We start from the raw sequence: 19,984 nt of genomic DNA, 5'->3' as shown, positions 1-19,984 counted from the left end.
CCGACAGATGTGTGGCGCCGGCGCGTTCTGCTCGCGCCGGCGCCGCCGCTCAGTGCTGTGACAGCACCATCGCCTGGTCCAGCGCCTGGAGGAACGAGTTGACCGTCGTCCGGTCCCGCACCGCGAGCCGCAGCCACTCCTCGTCCAGGCCGGGGAACGTGTCCCCGCGCCGCACCGCGAAACCGAGGTCGCGCAGATGCCGGCGCACGGCGGCGGCCCGGGGCAGACGTACGAGGACGAAGGGGCCCTGAGCCGGTTCGGCCACCGTGAGTCCGTCCGGGGCGAACTCCCGCAGCCCGGCGACGAGATGGGCCCGGTCGGCGGCGATCCGGTGCGCCGCGTGGGCCGCCTCGGCCAGGGCCTGCGGCTGCACGCAGGCCCGCGCCGCCGCGAGCGCCGGGGTGGACACCGGCCACAGCGGCTGGGCCCGCTCCAGTTCCTCGATGGTCTCCGGCGCGGCGAGGACGTACCCGATGCGCAGTCCGGCCAGCCCCCAGGTCTTGGTCAGGCTGCGCAGGACGACGAGCCCGGGGACGTCGGTGCGTCCCGCCAGCGCCTCCCGCTCGCCCGGCACCGCGTCCATGAACGCCTCGTCCACCACCAACGTCCGCCCGGGACGGGCGAGTCGGGCGATCGTGCCCGCCGGGTGCAGGACCGACGTCGGGTTCGTCGGGTTGCCGATCACCACCAGGTCGGCGTCCTCGGGGACGGCCGCCGGGTCGAGCCGGAAGCCGTCCTCCGCGCGCAACAGCAGCCGGTCGACGGTGTGCCCCGCGTCCCGCAGCGCCGCCTCCGGCTCCGTGAACTGCGGGTGCACGACCAGCGCACGACGGGGCTCCAGGGCGCGGGCGAGCAGCACGAAGGCCTCCGCCGCACCGGCGGTGAGCAGCACCCGCTCCGCGGGCAGACCGTGCCGGGCCGCGACCGCCTCCCGCGCCTCGCGGCCGTCCGGGTAGGCGGCCAGCCCGGTCAGCGACTCGGCGATCCGCTCCCGCAGCCACCTCGGAGGCGTGTCCGCGCGGACGTTCACGGCGAGGTCGGTGAGCCGCGCCCCGTCGTCCCGAACCTCCGCGTCACCGTGGTGCCGCAGGTCGTGGCTGCCGGTGTCCTGTCTGTCAGTGTGCATGGGAGTGGGAGCCGTGGTGGTGGTGTCCGTGGCCGTGGTGATGGTGGCCGTCGTCGTCGGGGTGGAAGTGCGGCTGCTGCGGCAGGCCCACCTTGTCCTCGAAGCCGGGCAGCGCGATGCGGTACACGCACGAGTCGCAGTTCATCCGCAGATCGCCCTTGATCGCCTCCTCGTACCGCTCCATCACCAGGTCGAGCAGCTCCGGCTCAGGACCGATGACGTCCGCCGAGCGCACCTCGACCTCCGGGTGGGCGGCGGCCCAGCCCTCGGTCTGCTGCCGGACGCGGTCCGGGAGGATGCCGGTGAACAGGAAGTACGGCAGGACGACGATCCGCCGCGCGCCCAGCTTCACACACCGGTCCAGGCCGCTCGGCACGTCCGGAGCGGCCAGCGACACGAACGCCGTCTCCACGCCCGCGTACCCGCGCCCCTCCCACAGCAGCCGGGCCGCCTTGTGCACCTCGGCGTTGGCGTCCGGGTCGGTGGAACCGCGCCCGACGAGCAGCACGGTCACGTCGGCGAGGTCGCCGGGCGCGCGCCCCTCGGTGCCGAGCGCCTCCTCCAGCCGTCGCTCCAGGACGTTCAGCAGCGACGGGTGCGGGCCCAGCGGACGCCCGTAGGTGTACGAGATCCCCGGGTGCCGTTCCTTCTCGCGGGCCAGCGCCGCCGGGATGTCGCCCTTGGCGTGCCCGGCGGAGACCAGCATCAGCGGCACGGCGGCGAACCGTCGTACGCCTCTGTCCACCAGCTCGGTGACGGCCTCACCCAGCGGCGGCGGGGACAGTTCGATGAAGCCGCCCGCGACGGGCAGTTCGGGGTGGCGGCGCCCCAACTCCCGTACGAAGGCGCGGAACGCCTCGGCCCCGGCCTCGTCCCGGGTGCCGTGGCCGGCGATGAGCAGAGCGGGCTTGGGGGCGGTCACGATGTCTCCTCGGAATGCGAAACAGGGTGGTACAGGAGGGCGTTGAGCGCGGCCGACGCGACGGCCGACCCGCCCTTCTCGGACACGTTGCTCACGGCGGGCAGCCCGCTCTCGCGCAGCGCGGCCTTGGACTCGACCGCGCCGACGAAGCCGACGGGCAGACCGATGACGAGCGCCGGGGCGGCGTCCAGGGTGAGCAGTTCCTCCAGCGCGGTCGGCGCGTTGCCGATCACCCACAGGGCGCCGGGGCCGACCTGCTCGTAGGCGAGCCGGATCGCGTGCGCGGAGCGGGTCAGCCCCGGCCCGGCCACGGCATCGCGCAGCCGGCAGACGGTCTCGCGCCGGGTGATGCCGGCCGCGACCATCTCGACGTCCACGACGACCGGCGCCCCACCGTGCAGCGCGGCATGCGCCTTCTCCAACTCGCCCTCGTCCATGACGAGATCGTCGGCGTACGCCAGGTCGGCGGCCGAGTGGATGACCCGCTCGACCACCGCCCGGGTCAGCGGCGGGAAGTGCGAGGTGTCCAGGCGGGCCCGCAGCCGCCGGTAGGACTCCTCCTCGATGGGGTGGACCTCTCGGATCACTTGGCGCCCTCCTCTGCGGTCTGCCAGCGGTAGCCGCGCGGCGTCACCATGCGCCCCGCGATGTCCCGGGTCGCCGTGTTGCCGACGGTCACGACCGTCATCATGTCGACCGTCGCCGGATCCAGGGACCCCAGTGTCGTGAGCCGACTGGACTCGTCCGGCCGCGAGGCGTTCCGCACGACCCCGACCGGCGTGGCCGGCTCCCGGTGCTCGGCGAGGATCGCCAGCGCCTTCGGCAGCTGCCAGTCACGGCCCCGGGAACGCGGGTTGTAGAAGGTGACCACGATGTCCGCCGCGGCCGCCGCCCGCACCCGCCGCTCGATGACCTCCCACGGAGTGTGCAGGTCGGACAGGCTGATGGACACATGGTCGTGGCCCAGCGGCGCGCCCAGGATCGCGGCGGCGGCGAGCGCGGCGGTCACCCCGGGCACCCCGACGACCTCGATGTCGTCGGAGGCCTCGGCGAGCGCGGGGGAGGCCATGGCGTACACGCCCGCGTCCCCGCTGCCGATCAGCGCGACGGCCCGCCCCTTGCGGGCCTCCGCCACGGCTGTCCGGGCCCGCTCCTCCTCGGCCCCGAGCCCCGACTCCAGGATCCGGGTGCCGGGCCGCAGCAGGTCGCGGATCTGGTCGACGTACTGGTCGAGACCGACCAGCACGGCGGCGCTTTGGAGTTCGGCCTTCGCGCGGGGCGTGAGTAGATCCCGGGCGCCGGGCCCGAGCCCGACCACCGCGAGCCGGCCGCGCGCGGGACGCCGTACGACGGCACAGGTCGCCATCGAGGCGTGGCCGTCCGCCCGCGAGGACTTCCGCTTGGGGACGAGGAGTTCACCGCCCCCGACGAGCGCGGCGGCCTCGGCGACCGAGGGCGTGCCCACGGCGGCCAGCGGAGCGTCGGAGGGGTTGGGCACCTCGACGGCCGCGAGGTCCGCGGCGGCGTGGGTGACCAGCGGGACGCCCAGTGCGCGGGCGGCCTCGACGATCCCCGGCTCCTCGGCCTTGGCGTCCACGGTGGCGAGTTCGGCGAGGGACGCCTCTGACAGCCCGGCGTCCCGCAGCGCGTCCCGCACCAGCTCCAGCACCTCGTCCACCGGCGCCCCCTTCGAGGCGCCGACCCCGACGACGAGGGACGGCGGCCGCAGCACGACCTCCCGCTCGGCGGCGTCGACGAGCCGGTCGGTGACCCGCACGACATGGGAGCCGTCCTCGGTGACCTTCAGCGCGGGCAGTGGCCACGCCAACTCCGCCTTCAGGGCGACCGGTTCACCATCGAGGAGCGCCCGCGACACGGCGGCGACATCGCCCTCGACGGGGAAGCCGAGCGTGTCGAGCCCCGGCAGCCCCACCGCGTCCGTCGCGGTCGTGATCACCGGCTCCGCGCCCAGCAACTCCCCGACCTCACGGGCCAGTTCATTGGCGCCGCCGCCATGTCCGCCGACCAGCGACACGGCGAACCGCCCCGCCTCGTCGACGCACACCACACCCGGGTCGGACGTCTTGTCGCCGAGCAGCGGCGCGACGAGCCGCACCACGGCCCCCGTGGCGAGGAAGCACACCAGCTGCTCGCACTCCGCGAACGCGGCCCGTACGGCGTCCCCGACGGGACCTTCGTACACGCGCGTCCGCTCCGGCCACGCCGCGGCCAGCCGGTCGCGCGCAGCCGCGCCCGCCGCGGTGGCGGAAATGAGGCCGATCACAGGGCAACTCCCTCATGAGACACGGGGGTTCGGTACCCCCACAGCAGAAAAACAGGGTTGGTCGCCGCGAGCCGGGTCACGTCCCCGGGCAGCGGCGCCAGCCGCGACGACTGCAACAGCACGCCGTCGCAGGAGAACCCGGCGCCGGTGAGCGCCTCGCGCACGGCCGGCACCCGGTCGAGCGCGGCCATCGCCACGACGACCGTCCGCCGGGCGCGCCGCGCGCACGCGGTGACGATCGCGGGCAGCTCGCGCCCGCCGCCGCCGACGAACACGGCGTCGGGGTCTTCGAGATCGGACAGCACCGCGGGCGCGGCCCCGTGCACGGCCCGCACGTCGACCCCGTGCGCGACCGCGTTGGCGCGCACCCGCTCGACGCCGTCCGGGGTCTTCTCGACGGCGGTGACGGCGGCACCGAGCCGCGCGCACTCCACGGCGACGGAACCGGAGCCCGCCCCGATGTCCCAGACATGGTCGCCGAGTCGTGGGCCGAGCCGGGCCAGCGCGAGGGCCCGTACCTCGAACTTGGTGATCATCGAGTCGCGGTGCGTGAACTCGTCCTCGTCCAGCGCCCATCGGCCGGGGCCGACGTCGGCCCCGGCGACCGTGCGCGCGGCGGCGCCCAGCAGCCGCGTCTCGTCCAGGCACAGCACCACGCTGACCGACGTCCCCCAGTCACGGGCGGCGGCCTCGGCAGGCGTCACCCGCTCGACGCGCTCCTCGGCGGAGCCCAGCGCGGAGGCGACGACCAGGACCCGGGCGTCGGCCCGCAGCGCGGCCCCCAGCTCGTTGGGCCCGGCACCCGGCCCGGTCAGCACGGCGACCTTGGGCCGCGCCCGGCACACGTGGACGGCCGTCCGCAACTCCCGCCCGTGTGCGCTGACCACGACCGCGTCGTCCCATGTCAGCCCGAGCCGCGCGAACGCGGCGGCGACGGACGACACCCCTGGCCGTACGTCCAACCGCTCGGAGCCGAACCGCTCGGCCAGCGCCCGCACGATCCCGAAGAACCCGGGATCACCCGAGGCGAGCACGACCACCGGGCTCTCCGCCTTCAGATGCCGCTCGATGACGTCCAGCGCGGGCGCGAGCGGCCCGAGGACGACCTGCTCGGCGTCGTCGGGCACGGGCGCGGACGCCAGATGACGCCGGCCGCCCACCACCAGCCGGGCCCCGGCCAGCACGTCGGCGGGAACCGGCGCCCCCGTCCCCGTACCGAAGACCGTGATCACGTACTCGCACCCCGCGCGCGCAGGGCCCGGCGGGCCTCCGGGTCGGCCTTGCGGTAGCCGTGGAAGTGACCGGGGTGGTACAGGTGCGAGCGGGTGCCCTCGGCGTCGAGCGCGGGCCCGACCAGGAAGAGGGTGTGCTTCCAGAGCTTGTGCTCCTTCACCGTCTCCTCCAGCGTCTCGATCGTGCACCGCACGACGAGCTCCTCGGGCCAGGTGGCCTGATAGGCGACGACCACCGGCGTTGACGTCGGATAGCCGCCCTCCAGCAGCTCCCGCACCAGCTGACCGCTGCGCGCCGCCGACAGGAAGATCGCCATGGTGGTGCCGTGCTTGGCGAACTCCCGCACTTCCTCGCCGGGCGGCATCGGCGTCTTGCCGCCACCGAGACGCGTGAGCACCACGGACTGCGCGACCTCGGGAATGGTCAGCTCGCGCTGCGCGAGCGCGGCCACGGCGGAGAACGCGGAGACACCGGGGACCACTTCGGTCGCGATGCCGATCCGCGCACACCGGTCGAGCTGCTCCTGCGTACCGCCCCACAGGGCGGGGTCGCCGGAGTGGATACGGGCGACCTTCAACGCGTGCTGATGTGCCCGCTCGTACACGGCCACGACGTCCTCCAGCGACATCGTCGCCGAGTCGAGGATCTCCGCGCCCTCCCGGGCATGCTCCAGGACCTCGGCCTGGACCAGGCTCGCCGCCCAGATCACGACGTCGGCCTCGGCGATGGCACGCGCGGCACGGAACGTCAGCAGGTCGGCGGCGCCGGGTCCGGCACCGACGAAGGTCACCTTGCCGGTGGGGGCGTCGGCCATGGGTTCGGGTCCTCTCGTACGAAGAATCACTGGGGGAGCTGGTGGCACCGCTGGTGCCGGATGTGCGTGAACGGGCCTTCATCGGATACGAAGGGCCCATGGCGGTGTTCGTCGCGCTCGGCGCGTTCCTGATGACACTGGCCGGCGGCTGGACGGCGCAGCGGGTGACCGACCGCCGTCACCTGGTCCTCGGCCTGGCCGGCGGCCTGATGCTGGGCGTGGTCGGCCTGGACCTGCTGCCGGAGGCGCTGGAGGCGGCGGGCACCGAGGTGTTCGGCGTCCCGGCGGCCCTTCTGCTGTTCGTGGCGGGCTTCCTGGCGGCCCATCTGGTGGAACGTCTGCTGGCGGTACGGCAGGCAGCGCACGGCGCCGAGGAACACAACGGCAGGGTCCCCGAGGTGGGCCTGACGGCCGCGGCGGCGATGGTCGGCCACAGCGCCATGGACGGTGTGGCGATCGGCGCGGCCTTCCAGGTGGGCGGCGGCATGGGCACCGCGGTGGCCCTCGCGGTCATCGCCCATGACTTCGCGGACGGCTTCAACACGTACACGATCACGAGCCTGTACGGGAACGCCCGCCGCCGGGCGATGGCGATGCTGGTCGCGGACGCGGCGGCACCGGTCGTGGGCGCGGCGTCGACCCTCCTCTTCACCATCCCGGAGAAGCTGCTCGGCGGGTATCTCGGCTTCTTCGGCGGCGCGCTCCTCTATCTGGCGGCCGCCGAGATCCTCCCCGAGGCCCACCACGAACACCCCGCCCGCTCGACCCTGCTGTGCACGGTCGCGGGCGTGGCGTTCATCTGGCTGGTGGTGGGCATCGCCGACTGACGCCCCGAGGGGCGAGGTCACAGCTTGCCGCCCCGCCCGCCGTCACGCCGGGCGGGCGCGATGAGCGTGGAGAGGTAGGGGAGCGGGGCGCCGTCGAGCTCGGCCGCCGGCCGCACGGACTCCTCCGGCAGCCCGAGCGCCGACCCCCACACGGCGTCGTCGAGCCGCCCGGTCTCCCGCAGCGCCTCGGCGACCTCCTGGGCCTGCCGCCCGAACTTGTACGCCACGACCGTCCCCGGCCCGGCGAGGGCGTCCTTGAGCGCCTGGGCACCGGCGGTGACGGGCACCAGCGTCAGCGGCTCGGTGCCCTCGGTGAGGACGGCCCCCGACCGCGCGGCGAGATCCTGCATGGCGGTGATGCCGGGCACGGTCTCCACGAGGGTCCCCGGCACCAGCTCGGCGATGGTCTGCGCGAGATAGGTGAAGGTGGAGTAGACGTTCGGATCGCCGATGGTGGCGAAGGCGACGGTGCCGTGCGCACCGAGCAGCTCGGCTACCCGCGCCCCGGCGGCGTCCCAGGCGGCCTCCCGCCGCCCCCGGTCGGTCCGCTCGTTCAGCGCGAACACCACCCGGACGACCTTCTCCTGCCCGACGTAGTGCAGCACGGTGGCCTCGGCCCGCCCGCGTTCCCCCGTGTCCATCACGGGTACGACGACCACATCGGCGGCACGCAGCGCGTTGACGCCCTTGACGGTCACCAGCTCCGGATCGCCGGGACCGACCCCGACTCCGATCAACCTGCTGCTGCTCATGACGTCCGGCACCTCTCCACGAACCTACGGGCCACATCGGGCTGCGACGCCCAGTGCGTGTGCAGATAACTCGCGTGCACACCTTGTTGTACGAAACCTTCGACGCGCCGGGCAGGGGCGCGCACCCCCCATGCGGGAGCCGCCCCGGCACCGGGCTCCACGACGGTCCGATGGAACTCGTGCCCCCGCATCCGGGTCCCGGCGACGGCGAGGGAACTGTCGCCGACGGCCACCGCGTCCCGGTACCCGAGCGTGAGCCGCTCGCTCATCCGCGCGGACGCGTCGAGCACGCCGCACATGGGAAGCCCGTCGAGCTCACGACAGAGGTAGAGCAGCCCGGCACATTCGGCGGCGACGGGGGCGCCACTGAGGGCGAGCTCACCGACGGCCTTGCGCAGGGGTTCGTTGGCGGACAGCTCGGAGGCGTACACCTCGGGAAAGCCACCGCCGATGACCAAGCCGCGGGTGCCGGGGGGCAGTTCCTCGTCACGCAGGGGATCGAAGGTGACGACCTCGGCGCCGGCGGCGGTGAGGAGCTCGGTGTGCTCGGCGTAGGAGAAGGTGAAGGCGGGGCCACCGGCGACGGCGACGACGGGACTTGGCCTTTCGACCAACCGAGACGGGTGGTGGGTGGGCGAGGTGGGGGTCCAGGGGGCGGAGCCCCCTGGTACGGGACCGGCAGCGCGGGCAAGCGCCTCCAACGCGTCCAGATCGCATCCTTGAGCAACCTGCGCACCCATAGCCGCCACAGCCTCAAGCGCCGCCCCCCGCCGCTCGGCAACGGGCACCAACCCCAGATGCCGGGAAGGCGTATCCACCTGAGCCGCCCGCCGCAACACCCCCAGCACCGGCACCCCGGCCGACTCCAACGCCTCCCGCAGCAGCTCCTCATGCCGGTCGGACGCGACCTTGTTGAGGATCACACCCCCGACCCGCACCTCCGGATCCCACGAGACGAACCCGTGCACCAGCGCAGCCACCGACCGCGACTGCGAAGAGGCGTCGACGACAAGAACCACCGGCGCCCGCAACAGCTTCGCGACATGAGCGGTGGACGCCAGTTCACCCTCCCCCGCGGCCCCGTCGTACAGCCCCATCACACCCTCGACGACGGCGATGTCACACCCGCGCGCCCCGTGCGCGAACAAGGGCCCGATCAACTCCGGCCCGCACAGGTACGCGTCGAGATTCCGCCCCACCCGCCCCGTGGCGAGCGAGTGATACCCGGGGTCGATGTAGTCCGGCCCGACCTTGTGCGGAGACACGGCGAGCCCCCGCGCGGCGAACGCGGCCATCAACCCCGTGGCAACGGTGGTCTTGCCGCTCCCGGAAGAGGGCGCGGCAATGACCAACCGAGGAACGGAAACGGACGAGGAGGACATCACCACTCGATACCCCGCTGCCCCTTCTGCCCGGCGTCCATCGGATGCTTGACCTTGGACATGTCGGTGACGAGATCGGCGAAGTCGACGAGCTTCTCGGGAGCGTTCCGCCCGGTGATGACGACGTGTTGCGTGCCCGGCCGATCCCGCAGCACGGCGATCACCTCATCGGTGTCCACCCACCCCCAGTGCATGGGGTAGGCGAACTCGTCGAGCACATACAGCTTGTACGTCTCGGCGGCGAGGTCCCGCTTGACCTGCTCCCAGCCCTCCCGGGCCTTCTCCTCGTTGTCCATCTGGGCGTCCCGCTGAACCCAGGACCACCCCTCGCCCATCTTGTGCCAGTCGACGGACCCGCCCTCGCCGGACGCGCCGAGCACCCGCAGCGCGTTCTCCTCGCCGACCTTCCACTTCGCCGACTTGACGAACTGGAACACCCCGATGGGCCACCCCTGGTTCCAGGCCCGCAAGGCAAGCCCGAACGCAGCGGTGGACTTGCCCTTCCCCACCCCGGTATGCACGACCACCAGCGGACGATTACGACGCTGACGGGTCGTCAGACCGTCGTCCGGCACCACACTCGGCTGCCCCTGCGGCATTACGCGGCCCTCCTCTGTACGTCCTTGACCAGCCCGGCGATGGAGTCGGCCCGCAACTCGTCGAGCGTCACCGCCGTACCCCCCAACTCACCCGCCAACTGCCCGGCGAGCCCCAGCCGCACGGGCCCGGACTCGCAGTCGACGACGACGGAGGCGACCCCGTCGGCGGCGAACAACCGCGCCGCCCGCTGCGACAGCGCGACCGGCTCGGGCCCACCCGTGGCCCGCCCGTCGGTCACCACGACGACCAGCGCCCGCCGCGCCGGGTCCCGCAACCGCTCGACCCGCAGCACCTCGTGCGCCTTCAGCAGCCCGGCGGCGAGCGGCGTACGCCCACCCGTCGGCAGCGACTCCAACCGGGCCGCGGCGGCATCCACGGACGACGTCGGCGGCAGCGCCACCTCACCCGCCGTCCCCCGGAACGTCACCAGCCCCACCTTGTCCCGCCGCTGATACGCGTCCAGCAGCAGCGACAGCACGGCACCCTTCACGGCGCTCATCCGCTGCCGCGCGGCCATGGACCCGGAGGCGTCGACCACGAACAGCACGAGATTCCCCTCGCGCCCCTCCCGCGTCGCCTGCCGCAGATCGTCCCGGCGCAGTACAAGCCCCGGACCGGACCGGCCGCGCGCCCGCTGATGCGGCGCCGCCGCCTGCACGGTGGCCGCCAGATGCAGCTTGGTCAGCGCACCCCGAGGGCGCCGCGCGCCCGTGGTCCGCCCGTGCTCGGTCCGCGCCCGCGAACGCCGCCCCGCGGCACCGTCCCCGAGCCCCGGCACGCTGAGCACCTTGGTACGGAAGGGCTCCGCAGCCCGTACGGCGGACTGCTCGCCGCCACCGGCACCGCCGGCCTGCGGCTCCCCGCCCTCCCCGGCCTCGGGCTGCGCCGCGCCCCCGGAGTCGCCCTGCGACCCGTCGTCCGGCGTCGGCTGCCCGCCACCCCCACCGGGCCCGTCCGGGTCGGGATCGTCCTCGCCCTCGCCGCTGAACTCCTCCAGCGTCTGGTCGAGCTTGTCCTCATCAAGTCCCGGCGCGTCAAAGGGGTTACGGCGCCTGCGATGCGGCAGCGCGAGCAGCGCGGCCTGCCGTACGTCCTCGGCGAGCACGTCGGTCCGCCCGGCCCACGCGGCCAGCGCGGTGGCGGTACGCGCCATCACGATGTCGGCCCGCATGCCGTCCACCTCGAACGCGGCACAGGTCGCCGCGATCTGCCGCAGCGCCCCGTCCCCGAGCCGCACCGACGGCAACAACTCCCGCGCGGCGACGACCCGTTGACGTACAGCGGCCTCTTCCTCGGCCCAACGCGCCGCGAAACCCGCCGGGTCGTCGTCGTACGCGAGCCGCCGCCGGACGACCTCCACCCGCTGGTCGGGCTCCCGCGAGGCGGCCACCTCGACGGTCAGCCCGAACCGGTCCAGCAACTGCGGCCGCAGCTCACCCTCTTCGGGATTCATGGTCCCGACGAGCAGGAACTTCGAGGCATGCCGCACGGACACGCCCTCGCGTTCCACGTACGAGGCGCCCATCGCGGCGGCGTCGAGCAGCAGGTCGACGAGATGGTCATGGAGAAGATTGACCTCGTCGACGTAGAGGATCCCGCGGTGCGCGTCGGCCAGCAGGCCGGGCTCGAAGGCCTTCACGCCCTCCGCGAGCGCCCGCTCGATGTCGAGGGCACCGACGAGCCGGTCCTCGGAGGCACCGACGGGGAGTTCGACCATGCGGGAGGGACGCGAGGTGCCGGGACCCGGCTCGTGCGGGCCGTCCGGGCAGCCGGGGTCGGGCCGGGCCGGGTCACAGGAGAACCGGCAGCCGGGAACGACCGCCACCTCCGGCAGCAGCGCCGAGAGCGCCCGCACCGCCGTCGACTTGGCGGTGCCCTTCTCACCGCGCACCAGCACACCGCCGACCGCCGGTGACACGGCGTTCAGCAGCAGCGCGAGCCGCAGGTCGTCCTGGCCGACGACGGCCGTGAACGGAAACGGGGTACTCACTGGTCGTCGCCCTCCAGATCGCCTTCGAGCTCCAGGTACGTGGCGCGCAGCCGCTCCAGCGTCTCCGCGTCCGGCTCCGCCCACAGCCCGCGCTCGGCGGCCTCCAGAAGCCGTTCGGTGATGCCGCGCAGCGCCCATGGGTTGGACTTCTTCATGAAGTCCTGGTTCTCCGGGTCGAAGACGTACTCGGCGCTGAGCTTCTCGTACATCCAGTCGTCGACCACGCCCGCCGTGGCGTCGTAGCCGAAGAGGTAGTCGACGGTCGCCGCCATCTCGAAGGCGCCCTTGTAGCCGTGCCGGCGCATGGCCGCCATCCAGCGGGGGTTCACGACACGCGCCCGGAACACCCGGTGCGTCTCCTCGCCCAGCGTGCGGGTCTTCACCTGGTCCGGGGTGGCCGAATCGCCCACGTAGGCCTCGGGGTTGGCGCCCGTGAGGTGGCGGACCATCGCGACCATGCCACCGTGGTACTGGAAGTAGTCGTCGGCGTCGACGAGGTCGTGCTCGCGGGTGTCGACGTTCTTCGCGGCCACGTTGATCCGCTTGAACGCCGTCTCCATGTCCCCGCGCGCCGCCCGCCCGTCCAGCCCGCGCCCGTAGGCGTAACCGCCCCACACCGCGTACACCTCGGCGAGGTCCGCGTCGCTCCGCCAGTTCCGCGCGTCGATCAGCGGCAGCAGACCGGCGCCGTACGCGCCCGGCTTGGAGCCGAAGATACGGGCCGTCGCGCGCCGCCGGTCACCGTGCTCGGCGGTGTCCACGTCGGCGTGCGCCTTCACGAAGTTGCGCTCGGCGGGCTCGTCCAGCTCGGCCACCTTGCGCACCGCGTCGTCGATCAGCCCCACCACGTGCGGGAACGCGTCCCGGAAGAACCCGGAGATGCGGACGGTGACGTCGATGCGCGGCCGCCCCAGCTCCTCCAGCCCGATGATCTCGAAGCCGGTCACCCGGCGCGACGCCTCGTCCCACACGGGACGGCAGCCCAGCAGCGCCAGGATCTCGGCGATGTCGTCGCCCTGGGTGCGCATCGCGGACGTGCCCCACACCGTCAGCCCGACGGACTTCGGGTACTCGCCGGTGTCGGCCAGGTACCGCTGGACGAGCGAGTCGGCGAGCGCCTGCCCGACCTCCCAACTCAGCCGGGAGGGAATGGCCTTGGGGTCGACCGAGTAGAAGTTCCGCCCGGTCGGCAGCACGTTGACCAGACCGCGGGTCGGCGAACCGGACGGGCCCGCCGGGACGTAACCGCCGTCGAGCGCCTTGAGGATGTGGTCGATCTCGTCGGTGGTGCGGGCGAGCCGCGGCACCACCTCGGTGCAGGCGAACTCCAACACGGCGACCCCGTCCGGGAGTTCGATCCCGAGCACACCGCGCAGCACGGCCGGGGCGACCGCGACGTCCCAGTCCCGCGCCTCCATGCCCTCCGCTACCCGTCGGCACAACTGCTCCAGCAGGTCGATCGCGTCGGCGGCGCTGCGGGCCGGACCCTCGACCAGCTCCGTCAGCTCGACCGGCACCTTCAGGGGTGCCCCCGGCTCGGCGAGCAACTCCTTCTCCACCAGCCCGAAATGGGCCGCGAAGGAAGCCCGGAGCCCCGGCAGCGCGTTCGCCTGCCCGCCCCACACCTGCGAGGCCCGCAGCACGGCGAGCACGAGGTTGACCCGTGCCTCACCGACCGGCCCGCCGCCCAGGATGTGCAGCCCGTCGCGGATCTGCACGTCCTTGATCTCGCACAGATAGCCGTCGATGTGCATGACGAACTCGTCGAAGTCATCGTCGTCCGGCTGGTCCTCGACATGCAGGTCGTGATGGAGCTCGGCCGCCTTGACCAGCGTCCAGATCTGCGCCCGCACGGCCGGCGCTTTCGTCGGGTCCAGGTCCGAGACGAGCGCGTACTCGTCGAGGAGCTGCTCCAGCTTGGCGAGGTCGCCGTAGGTGTCGGCCCGCGCCATCGGCGGCACGAGGTGGTCGACGACGGTGGCGTGCCCGCGGCGCTTGGCCTGGGTGCCCTCGCCGGGGTCGTTGACGATGAACGGGTAGATGAGCGGGAGGTCGCCGAGCACGGCGTCCGGGGCGCAACCGCCGCTCAGCCCGAGCCCCTTGCCCGGCAGCCACTCCATCGTGCCGTGCTTGCCCATGTGGACGATGGCGTCGGCGCCGAACGAGTTCTCCAGCCAGCGGTAGGCCGCCATGTAGTGGTGCGACGGCGGCATGTCGGGGTCGTGGTAGATCGCGATCGGGTTCTCCCCGAAGCCGCGCGGCGGCTGGATCATCACGACGACGTTCCCGAACTGGAGCGAGGCGAGCACGATGTCGTCCCCGTCGACGTAGAGGCTGCCCGGCGGCTCGCCCCACGCCTCCAGCATGCCGTCCCGCAGCTCCGGGTCCAGCTTGTCGAACCACGCCCGGTAGTCGGCCAGCGGCACCCGCGCGGGCGCGGCGGCCAGCTGCTCCTCGGTGAGCCATTCCACGTCGTGGCCACCGGCGTTGATGAGCCGGTGGATCAACTCGTCGCCGCCGGAGGGGTATTCGGTGAGCGAGTACCCCGCCCGCTTGAGGGCGTCCAGCACCCGCACCGCCGAGGCCGGGGTGTCGAGGCCGACCGCGTTGCCGACCCGCGAGTGCTTGGTCGGGTACGCGGTGAAGACGAGCGCGAGCTTCTTCTCGGCGTTCGGCTTGTGCCGCAACCGCGCGTGCCGTACGGCGATCCCGGCGACGCGCCCGGCCCGCTCGGGGTCGGCGACGTACACGGGGACGTCGTCCGGCCCCTGCTCCTTGAAGGAGAACGGAACGGTGATGATCCGCCCGTCGAACTCGGGGATCGCGACCTGCATCGCCGCGTCCATGGGGGAGAGGGCGGCGTCGGACTCGTCCCAGGCCGCCTTGGACGACGTAAGGCAAAGTCCTTGCAGCACCGGCACGTTGAGCTCGGCGAGCGCGCCGATGTCCCAGGCTTCCTCGTCGCCGCCCGCCGACGCCTGCGAGGCGTGGGTGCCGCCGGCGGCGAGGACGGTGGCGACGAGGGCGTCGGTCTTCGCGAGGATCTCGTACAGTCCGGCGTCGGCGCCGCGCAGCGAACCGCAGTACACGGGAAGGGCGTTGGCGCCGCGTGCCTCGATCGCGTCGCAGAGGGTGTCCACGAAGGCGGTGTTGCCGCTGAGTTCATGGGCCCGGTAGAAGAGCACGCCGACACTCGGCCGGCCCTCGACGAAGGCACGTTCGCCGTGGACGCCGTACTCCGGCATCTTCTGCGGCTCCAGGAACCCCTCACCGGTCAGCAGCACGGTGTCGGACAGGAACCGGGCGAGCTCGGTGAGGTTGGCGGGTCCGCCCTCGACGAGGTACTTCAGCGCCTCCGCGACCACACCGGCCGGCACCGACGACTCGGCCATCAACTCGGCGTCGGGCACGGCCTCGCCGCCAAGGAGCACGGTCGGCACACCGGACGCCCTCAGCGCGGCCAGCCCGTCCTCCCAGGCCCGCTTGCCACCGAGCAGCCGTACGACGGCGATGTCGGAGCCCTGGATCAGCCCCGGCAGCTCCGCCGCCACGTCCACGCGGGTCGGGTTGCCGATCCGGTAGTCCGCACCCGAGGCGGCCCGGGCCGCCAACAGGTCCGTGTCGGCGGTCGACAACAACAACACAGTGCTCATGCGGGCGCTCCCGGTGGAATGAAAGGCAGTCCTTGCGGCGCGCCCGACTCGATGAGCCGCCAGAGCGCGTCGGTGTCCGCGTGCTGTTCGATGAGGTCGCCGAGCCGGTCGAGCTGCTCCTCGCGCAGCGCGGCGAACGAGGTGTCGGGCGCCGGCACGAACCGGCGGCCCGTGGCGGCGGCCACCTCGCGCAGGAAGGCCCGCCGGAAGCCGTCCGACTCCAGCGAGCCGTGCCAGTGGGTGCCCCAGGTCTGGCCGACCCGGCAGCCGTCCAGGAAGGGGACGCCGCCCGTGACGTCGGCGACGCCGTGATGGATCTCGTACCCCGCGACCCGTTCCCCGAGTGCCTCCCCCTCCGGCCGGGTAAGGATCTTCTCGGGGGCGAACCAAACCCTTAGGGGCAGCACCCCGAGGCCTTCGACCTGCCCTTGCCGGCTCTCGACCTCGTCCTCGATGTGCTCGCCGAGGACCTGGAAGCCGCCGCAGATGCCGAGGATCGGCCGCCCTTCCGCGGCCCTTCTGACGAGCGCGGCGGCCAGCCCCCGCTCCCGCAGCCACTCCAGGGCCCGCACCGTACCGCGCGTCCCCGGGATCACCACGAGATCGGCGTCGGCGAGCTCCTCCGGCCGGTCCACGAACCGCACGACGACACCCGGTTCGGCGGCGAGGGCGTCGACGTCGGTGAAGTTGGACATGAGGGGGACGGCACAGACGGCGACCCGCAGCACGTCCTCCCCGACGGGAGGGGCCGTGTTCGACTCCCGGACGGTCCCGCGCAGCGACACCCGCAGCCCGTCCTCCTCGTCGATCCCGAGCCCGTGTTGGAAGGGCAGCACGCCGTACGTCCGCCGTCCGGTGAGCCCGTGCAGCATGTCGAGCCCGGGTTCGAGCAGGGAGACGTCCCCCCGGAACTTGTTCACGAGGAACCCGGCGACCAGCTTCTGATCCTCTTCGGACAGCAGCGCGACGGTCCCGAAGAAGGACGCGAAGACACCGCCCCGGTCGATGTCCCCGACCACCAGCACCGGGAGCCCGGCGTTGCGGGCGATCCCCATGTTGACGATGTCGGTTCGCCGCAGATTGATCTCGGCCGGGCTGCCGGCCCCCTCACAGATCACCGCGTCATACGTGCCCCGCAGTTCGGCGAGACAGTCGAGCACGGTCCCGAGCAGCTTCTGCTGCCGCCCCCCGTGATACCCGCGCGCGCTCATCTCGCCGACGGGCTTGCCCATCAGTACGACCTGACTGCTCTGCTCCCCGCCGGGCTTGAGCAGCACGGGATTCATGAGCGCGGTCGGCTCGACCCGACAGGCCTGCGCCTGCATGGCCTGAGCCCGCCCGATCTCGGCACCCTCCCGCGTCACGAACGAATTGAGGGACATGTTCTGCGCCTTGAAGGGCGCGACCTTGACCCCCTGCCGCACCAGCCACCGGCAGATCCCGGCGGTGACGACACTCTTGCCGGCGTCGGAGGTGGTCCCGGCGACGAGCAGCCCGCCCCCACTCATGAGGCACGCCCTTTCCGCTTCGTCAGAGCCCGCGCGGCGACCGAGACGCCGAGCGCGAGCAGTCCGACGCGCCGGGACAGCCGTACGGCGCGCTCGATGTCGTGGGCGGCGACGGCCCGCCCGGCCTGATTGAGGACGGGCCGGTGCTCGACCCGCCCCGCGTACGACAAGGTCCCCCCGAGCCGCACCCCGAGCGCCCCCGCGAACGAGGCCTCGACGGGCCCGGCGTTGGGACTCGGATGCTGGGCGGCATCCGACCGCCAGGCGCGCAGGGCACCCCGCGGATCACCACCGCTCACGGTCGCGAGTACGGCGGTGAGTCGCGCCCCCGGCCAGCCGGCGAGGTCGTCGAGGCGGGCGGAGGCCCACCCGTACCGCCGGTACCGCTCGGACTTGTGCCCGACCATGGCGTCAAGGGTGTTGACGGCCCGGAACCCGAGCAGCCCCGGCACGCCGCCGAGCGCTCCCCACACCAGCGCGCCGACCACGGCGTCGGAGGTGTTCTCGGCGACGGACTCCACGACGGCCCGGGCGATCCCGTCGGCGTCGAGGGCCTGCGGATCGCGCCCGCACAGATGCGGCAGCCGAGCGCGAGCGCCCTCGACGTCACCGGCCTCAAGGGCCCGCCCGATGCCCCGCGCCTCCCGCGCGAGCGAGGTCCCCCCGACGACGGCCCAGGTGGCGACGCCGGCCAGCACGACGGAAGCGGTACGGGAAGGACGTACGACTCTCTCGGCAACGGCACCCAGCCCCACGGCACCCCCGACACACACGGCGGTGTGCAGCGCACCCCACCCCCGGTGATCCCGCCACAGAACCTTTTCCACGGCATCGGCGGCCCGCCCGAACGCGGCGACCGGATGCCCACGGCGCGGATCACCGAGCAGCAGATCCCCGACGAGCCCGGCGGCGGCGCCGTACGCGAAGACGCGATCGGCACGCATCGGCTCAGCCGGCCGTGGGGTCGGGCAGCGACCTGGTGCTGTACCTCAAACGGCAGGCGAGCATGGCGATATGTCCTCACTCAGGGTGTCCACGCCCTGGTTCGACGAGACCGGCGGTGGGAGTTCCTGGCTCCCGGGGCTACCTACCCCGGTGACAGTGGCGGGACCGCGCCGGATTCACACCGGACTTCCTCCCTGGCCGCCGTACTTGGCCCCGGCAGTCCACCACGGGCCCGGAAGAGCCGTCAACTCGCTGTTGACCTGCGAGAGCGGAGTGTGCAGAACCCCACATCGGCGGCCCGGCGGACCCGCGATCCGAGGCCGGGAACGCGAGAACGCCCTGTCCCGGAAACCCCCTTCAGAGGGCCCGGAACAGGGCGCGAACGCGTCGCGGCGGGTGTTACGCCACGATCAGATAGATGCCGTACCCCACCGCCGCCGCACACGCGGCGAAGCAGGCGTACGCGCCGGTCACGGCGAGGGCGGCCGAGCCGCCCGCCGCCGAGGCCCGCTCCTGGCGGGAGAGGCCCATGATGCCGAGGGTGAAGAGGGCCACGAGGGCCACGGTGACGACGAGGCTGACGCCGAAGACGGAGCCCAGTGCTTGCCAGTCGATCTTCATGCTGCTTGCTTTCCTTCGTCGCTGGGGCTCAGACCGCGGCGGCCGGCGGTGCGGCCGGCTCCGTGGTGGCCGCTGCCGGGGCGGGGATCGTGGCGGTCAGGTCGTCCGGCACCGTGCCCGCCGGGGGCGGGGTCACGGCCGCGATCGCCGTGGTGACGACGCCGGCCGGCTCGTCGGTGTCGTTGACGTTCGACGCGTCCACGACCTCGCGGCGCGAGATCTTCCAGATGGCCGCGCTGGACGCGATCAGGAAGACCGCGACGACGGCCGTGCCCCAGTCGCCGAGGTCGCACACGGACTCGGCCAGCGCGCCCACCAGGGCGGCCGCCGGGAGCGTGAGACCCCACGCCACGAACATCCGCGTCGCCGTCGACCAGCGGACCACGCCGCCCTTGCGGCCGAGGCCCGCGCCCATCACCGAACCGGAGACGGAGTGCGTGGTGGAGAGGGAGAAGCCGAGGTGCGAGGAGGCCAGGATGACCGTCGCCGCGCTGGTCTGGGCGGCGAAGCCCTGCTGCGGCTGGAGGTCGGTCAGGCCCTTGCCCATGGTGCGGATGATGCGCCAGCCGCCCAGGTACGTGCCGAGCGCGATGGCCAGACCCGCGGAGAGGATGACCCAGGTGGGCGGGTCGGAGTCGGGCGCGACGGCGCCGCCGGCGACGAGGGCGAGGGTGATGATGCCCATCGTCTTCTGCGCGTCGTTCGTGCCGTGGGCGAGGGACACCAGGCCGGCTGAGGCGATCTGGCCGGCACGGAAGCCCTTGGCGGCCGACTTGCCGTCCGCCTTCTTGCCGAGCGTGTAGGACAGCCGCGTGGCCAGCATGGCCGCGATGCCCGCGACCAGCGGGGCCGCGACCGCCGGGATCAGGACCTTGGTGACCAGGGCGTCACCGTGGACCGCGCCCGTGCCCGCCGAAGCGATGGTGGCGCCTATCAGACCGCCCATGAGGGCGTGCGAGGAGCTGGAGGGGAGTCCGACCAGCCAGGTCAGCAGGTTCCAGAGGATCGCGCCCACCAGGGCCGCGAAGATCACCTCTGGACGTATGCCGCTCTCGTCGACGAGACCCTTGGAGATCGTGTTGGCGACCTCCACGGAGAGGAAGGCGCCCACAAGGTTGAGCGCGGCGGACATGGCCACCGCGACCTTGGGCTTGAGCGCACCGGTCGAGATGGTCGTGGCCATCGCGTTGGCGGTGTCGTGAAAACCGTTCGTGAAATCGAACGCGAGTGCGGTTACCACCACAATCGCGAGGATCAGCGAGAAGTTTTCCATTTACCCAGGCAATCGTTCGAGCGTCATTGGCGCGTTGAACGTAGGTAACCAGGG

16 protein-coding genes and 1 riboswitch are annotated in these 19,984 nt (G+C 72.9%); of the genes, 1 reads left to right on the top strand and 15 read right to left on the bottom strand.

Features of this window, described 5'->3' with window-relative positions; genetic code table 11:
• Nucleotides 1-49: 49 nt before the first annotated feature.
• From cobC to cobM, 6 genes are read right to left on the bottom strand one after another with little or no spacing between them, the layout of a single operon-like run.
• Nucleotides 50-1,126: an Rv2231c family pyridoxal phosphate-dependent protein CobC gene (gene cobC / locus CRP56_RS09895; RefSeq protein ID WP_097262329.1), complete on the bottom strand. Its 1,077-nt coding sequence runs from the start codon at nucleotides 1,124-1,126 to the stop codon at nucleotides 50-52.
• Nucleotides 1,116-2,048, bottom strand: coding sequence for a sirohydrochlorin chelatase (locus CRP56_RS09890; protein WP_097262327.1), 933 nt, complete (start codon nucleotides 2,046-2,048; stop codon nucleotides 1,116-1,118). The genes cobC and CRP56_RS09890 overlap by 11 nt, the downstream gene beginning before the upstream one ends.
• The gene (locus tag CRP56_RS09885; RefSeq protein WP_097262325.1) at nucleotides 2,045-2,635 is read right to left on the bottom strand and encodes a precorrin-8X methylmutase; all 591 of its coding nucleotides are present in this window, start codon (nucleotides 2,633-2,635) and stop codon (nucleotides 2,045-2,047) included. Before CRP56_RS09885 ends, CRP56_RS09890 begins: the two co-directional genes overlap by 4 nt.
• On the bottom strand, nucleotides 2,632-4,332 hold the full coding sequence (gene cobJ / locus CRP56_RS09880) for a precorrin-3B C(17)-methyltransferase (RefSeq protein WP_097262322.1): 1,701 nt from the start codon (nucleotides 4,330-4,332) through the stop codon (nucleotides 2,632-2,634). Before cobJ ends, CRP56_RS09885 begins: the two co-directional genes overlap by 4 nt.
• The gene (cbiE, locus tag CRP56_RS09875; RefSeq protein ID WP_097262320.1) at nucleotides 4,329-5,564 is read right to left on the bottom strand and encodes a precorrin-6y C5,15-methyltransferase (decarboxylating) subunit CbiE; all 1,236 of its coding nucleotides are present in this window, start codon (nucleotides 5,562-5,564) and stop codon (nucleotides 4,329-4,331) included. The genes cobJ and cbiE overlap by 4 nt, the downstream gene beginning before the upstream one ends.
• Nucleotides 5,561-6,379 (bottom strand): precorrin-4 C(11)-methyltransferase, encoded by an 819-nt coding sequence (cobM, locus tag CRP56_RS09870; protein ID WP_079308229.1) that lies wholly within the window; start codon nucleotides 6,377-6,379, stop codon nucleotides 5,561-5,563. Before cobM ends, cbiE begins: the two co-directional genes overlap by 4 nt.
• A gap of 98 nt (nucleotides 6,380-6,477) precedes the next feature.
• On the opposite strand from cobM, the gene CRP56_RS09865 reads away from it, so the two are divergent.
• Nucleotides 6,478-7,206 carry a ZIP family metal transporter gene (locus tag CRP56_RS09865; protein ID WP_097273888.1) on the top strand — a complete coding sequence of 243 codons (729 nt, stop codon included), beginning with the start codon at nucleotides 6,478-6,480 and terminating at the stop codon, nucleotides 7,204-7,206.
• Nucleotides 7,207-7,223: 17 nt separating this feature from the next.
• Here CRP56_RS09865 and cobI read toward each other — a convergent pair whose 3' ends face one another.
• From cobI to CRP56_RS09820, 9 genes are all read right to left on the bottom strand, one after another.
• Entirely contained in the window at nucleotides 7,224-7,970 is a 747-nt protein-coding gene (gene cobI, locus CRP56_RS09860; RefSeq protein ID WP_097262318.1) for a precorrin-2 C(20)-methyltransferase, read from the bottom strand.
• Entirely contained in the window at nucleotides 7,955-9,340 is a 1,386-nt protein-coding gene (locus CRP56_RS09855) for a cobyrinate a,c-diamide synthase (protein WP_097273886.1), read from the bottom strand. Before CRP56_RS09855 ends, cobI begins: the two co-directional genes overlap by 16 nt.
• Entirely contained in the window at nucleotides 9,340-9,939 is a 600-nt protein-coding gene (cobO, locus tag CRP56_RS09850) for a cob(I)yrinic acid a,c-diamide adenosyltransferase (protein WP_097262317.1), read from the bottom strand. The genes CRP56_RS09855 and cobO overlap by 1 nt, the downstream gene beginning before the upstream one ends.
• Nucleotides 9,939-11,930: a putative cobaltochelatase gene (locus CRP56_RS09845; RefSeq protein ID WP_097262316.1), complete on the bottom strand. Its 1,992-nt coding sequence runs from the start codon at nucleotides 11,928-11,930 to the stop codon at nucleotides 9,939-9,941. Before CRP56_RS09845 ends, cobO begins: the two co-directional genes overlap by 1 nt.
• Nucleotides 11,927-15,583: a cobaltochelatase subunit CobN gene (cobN, locus tag CRP56_RS09840; RefSeq protein ID WP_097262315.1), complete on the bottom strand. Its 3,657-nt coding sequence runs from the start codon at nucleotides 15,581-15,583 to the stop codon at nucleotides 11,927-11,929. The genes CRP56_RS09845 and cobN overlap by 4 nt, the downstream gene beginning before the upstream one ends.
• Complete coding sequence (locus tag CRP56_RS09835) at nucleotides 15,580-17,091, bottom strand: cobyric acid synthase (protein WP_097262314.1); 1,512 nt, start codon at nucleotides 17,089-17,091, stop codon at nucleotides 15,580-15,582. The genes cobN and CRP56_RS09835 overlap by 4 nt, the downstream gene beginning before the upstream one ends.
• Complete coding sequence (locus CRP56_RS09830) at nucleotides 17,088-18,035, bottom strand: cobalamin biosynthesis protein (RefSeq protein ID WP_097262313.1); 948 nt, start codon at nucleotides 18,033-18,035, stop codon at nucleotides 17,088-17,090. Before CRP56_RS09830 ends, CRP56_RS09835 begins: the two co-directional genes overlap by 4 nt.
• Nucleotides 18,036-18,136: 101 nt before the next feature.
• A riboswitch (cobalamin riboswitch) is annotated at nucleotides 18,137-18,277 on the bottom strand.
• Between the two features lie 158 nt (nucleotides 18,278-18,435).
• Entirely contained in the window at nucleotides 18,436-18,657 is a 222-nt protein-coding gene (locus CRP56_RS09825) for a hypothetical protein (protein WP_059197252.1), read from the bottom strand.
• Between the two features lie 28 nt (nucleotides 18,658-18,685).
• Nucleotides 18,686-19,930, bottom strand: a complete 1,245-nt coding sequence (locus CRP56_RS09820; RefSeq protein ID WP_097262312.1) for an inorganic phosphate transporter — start codon at nucleotides 19,928-19,930, stop codon at nucleotides 18,686-18,688.
• Between the last annotated feature and the right edge of the window lie 54 nt (nucleotides 19,931-19,984).

The organism is Streptomyces sp. TLI_55 (genome assembly GCF_900206255.1).
Taxonomy (GTDB): domain Bacteria; phylum Actinomycetota; class Actinomycetes; order Streptomycetales; family Streptomycetaceae; genus Streptomyces; species Streptomyces aquilus.
The sequence above is the reverse complement of the archived record's forward strand: the minus strand, read 5'-3'. Positions and strand labels throughout refer to the sequence as shown.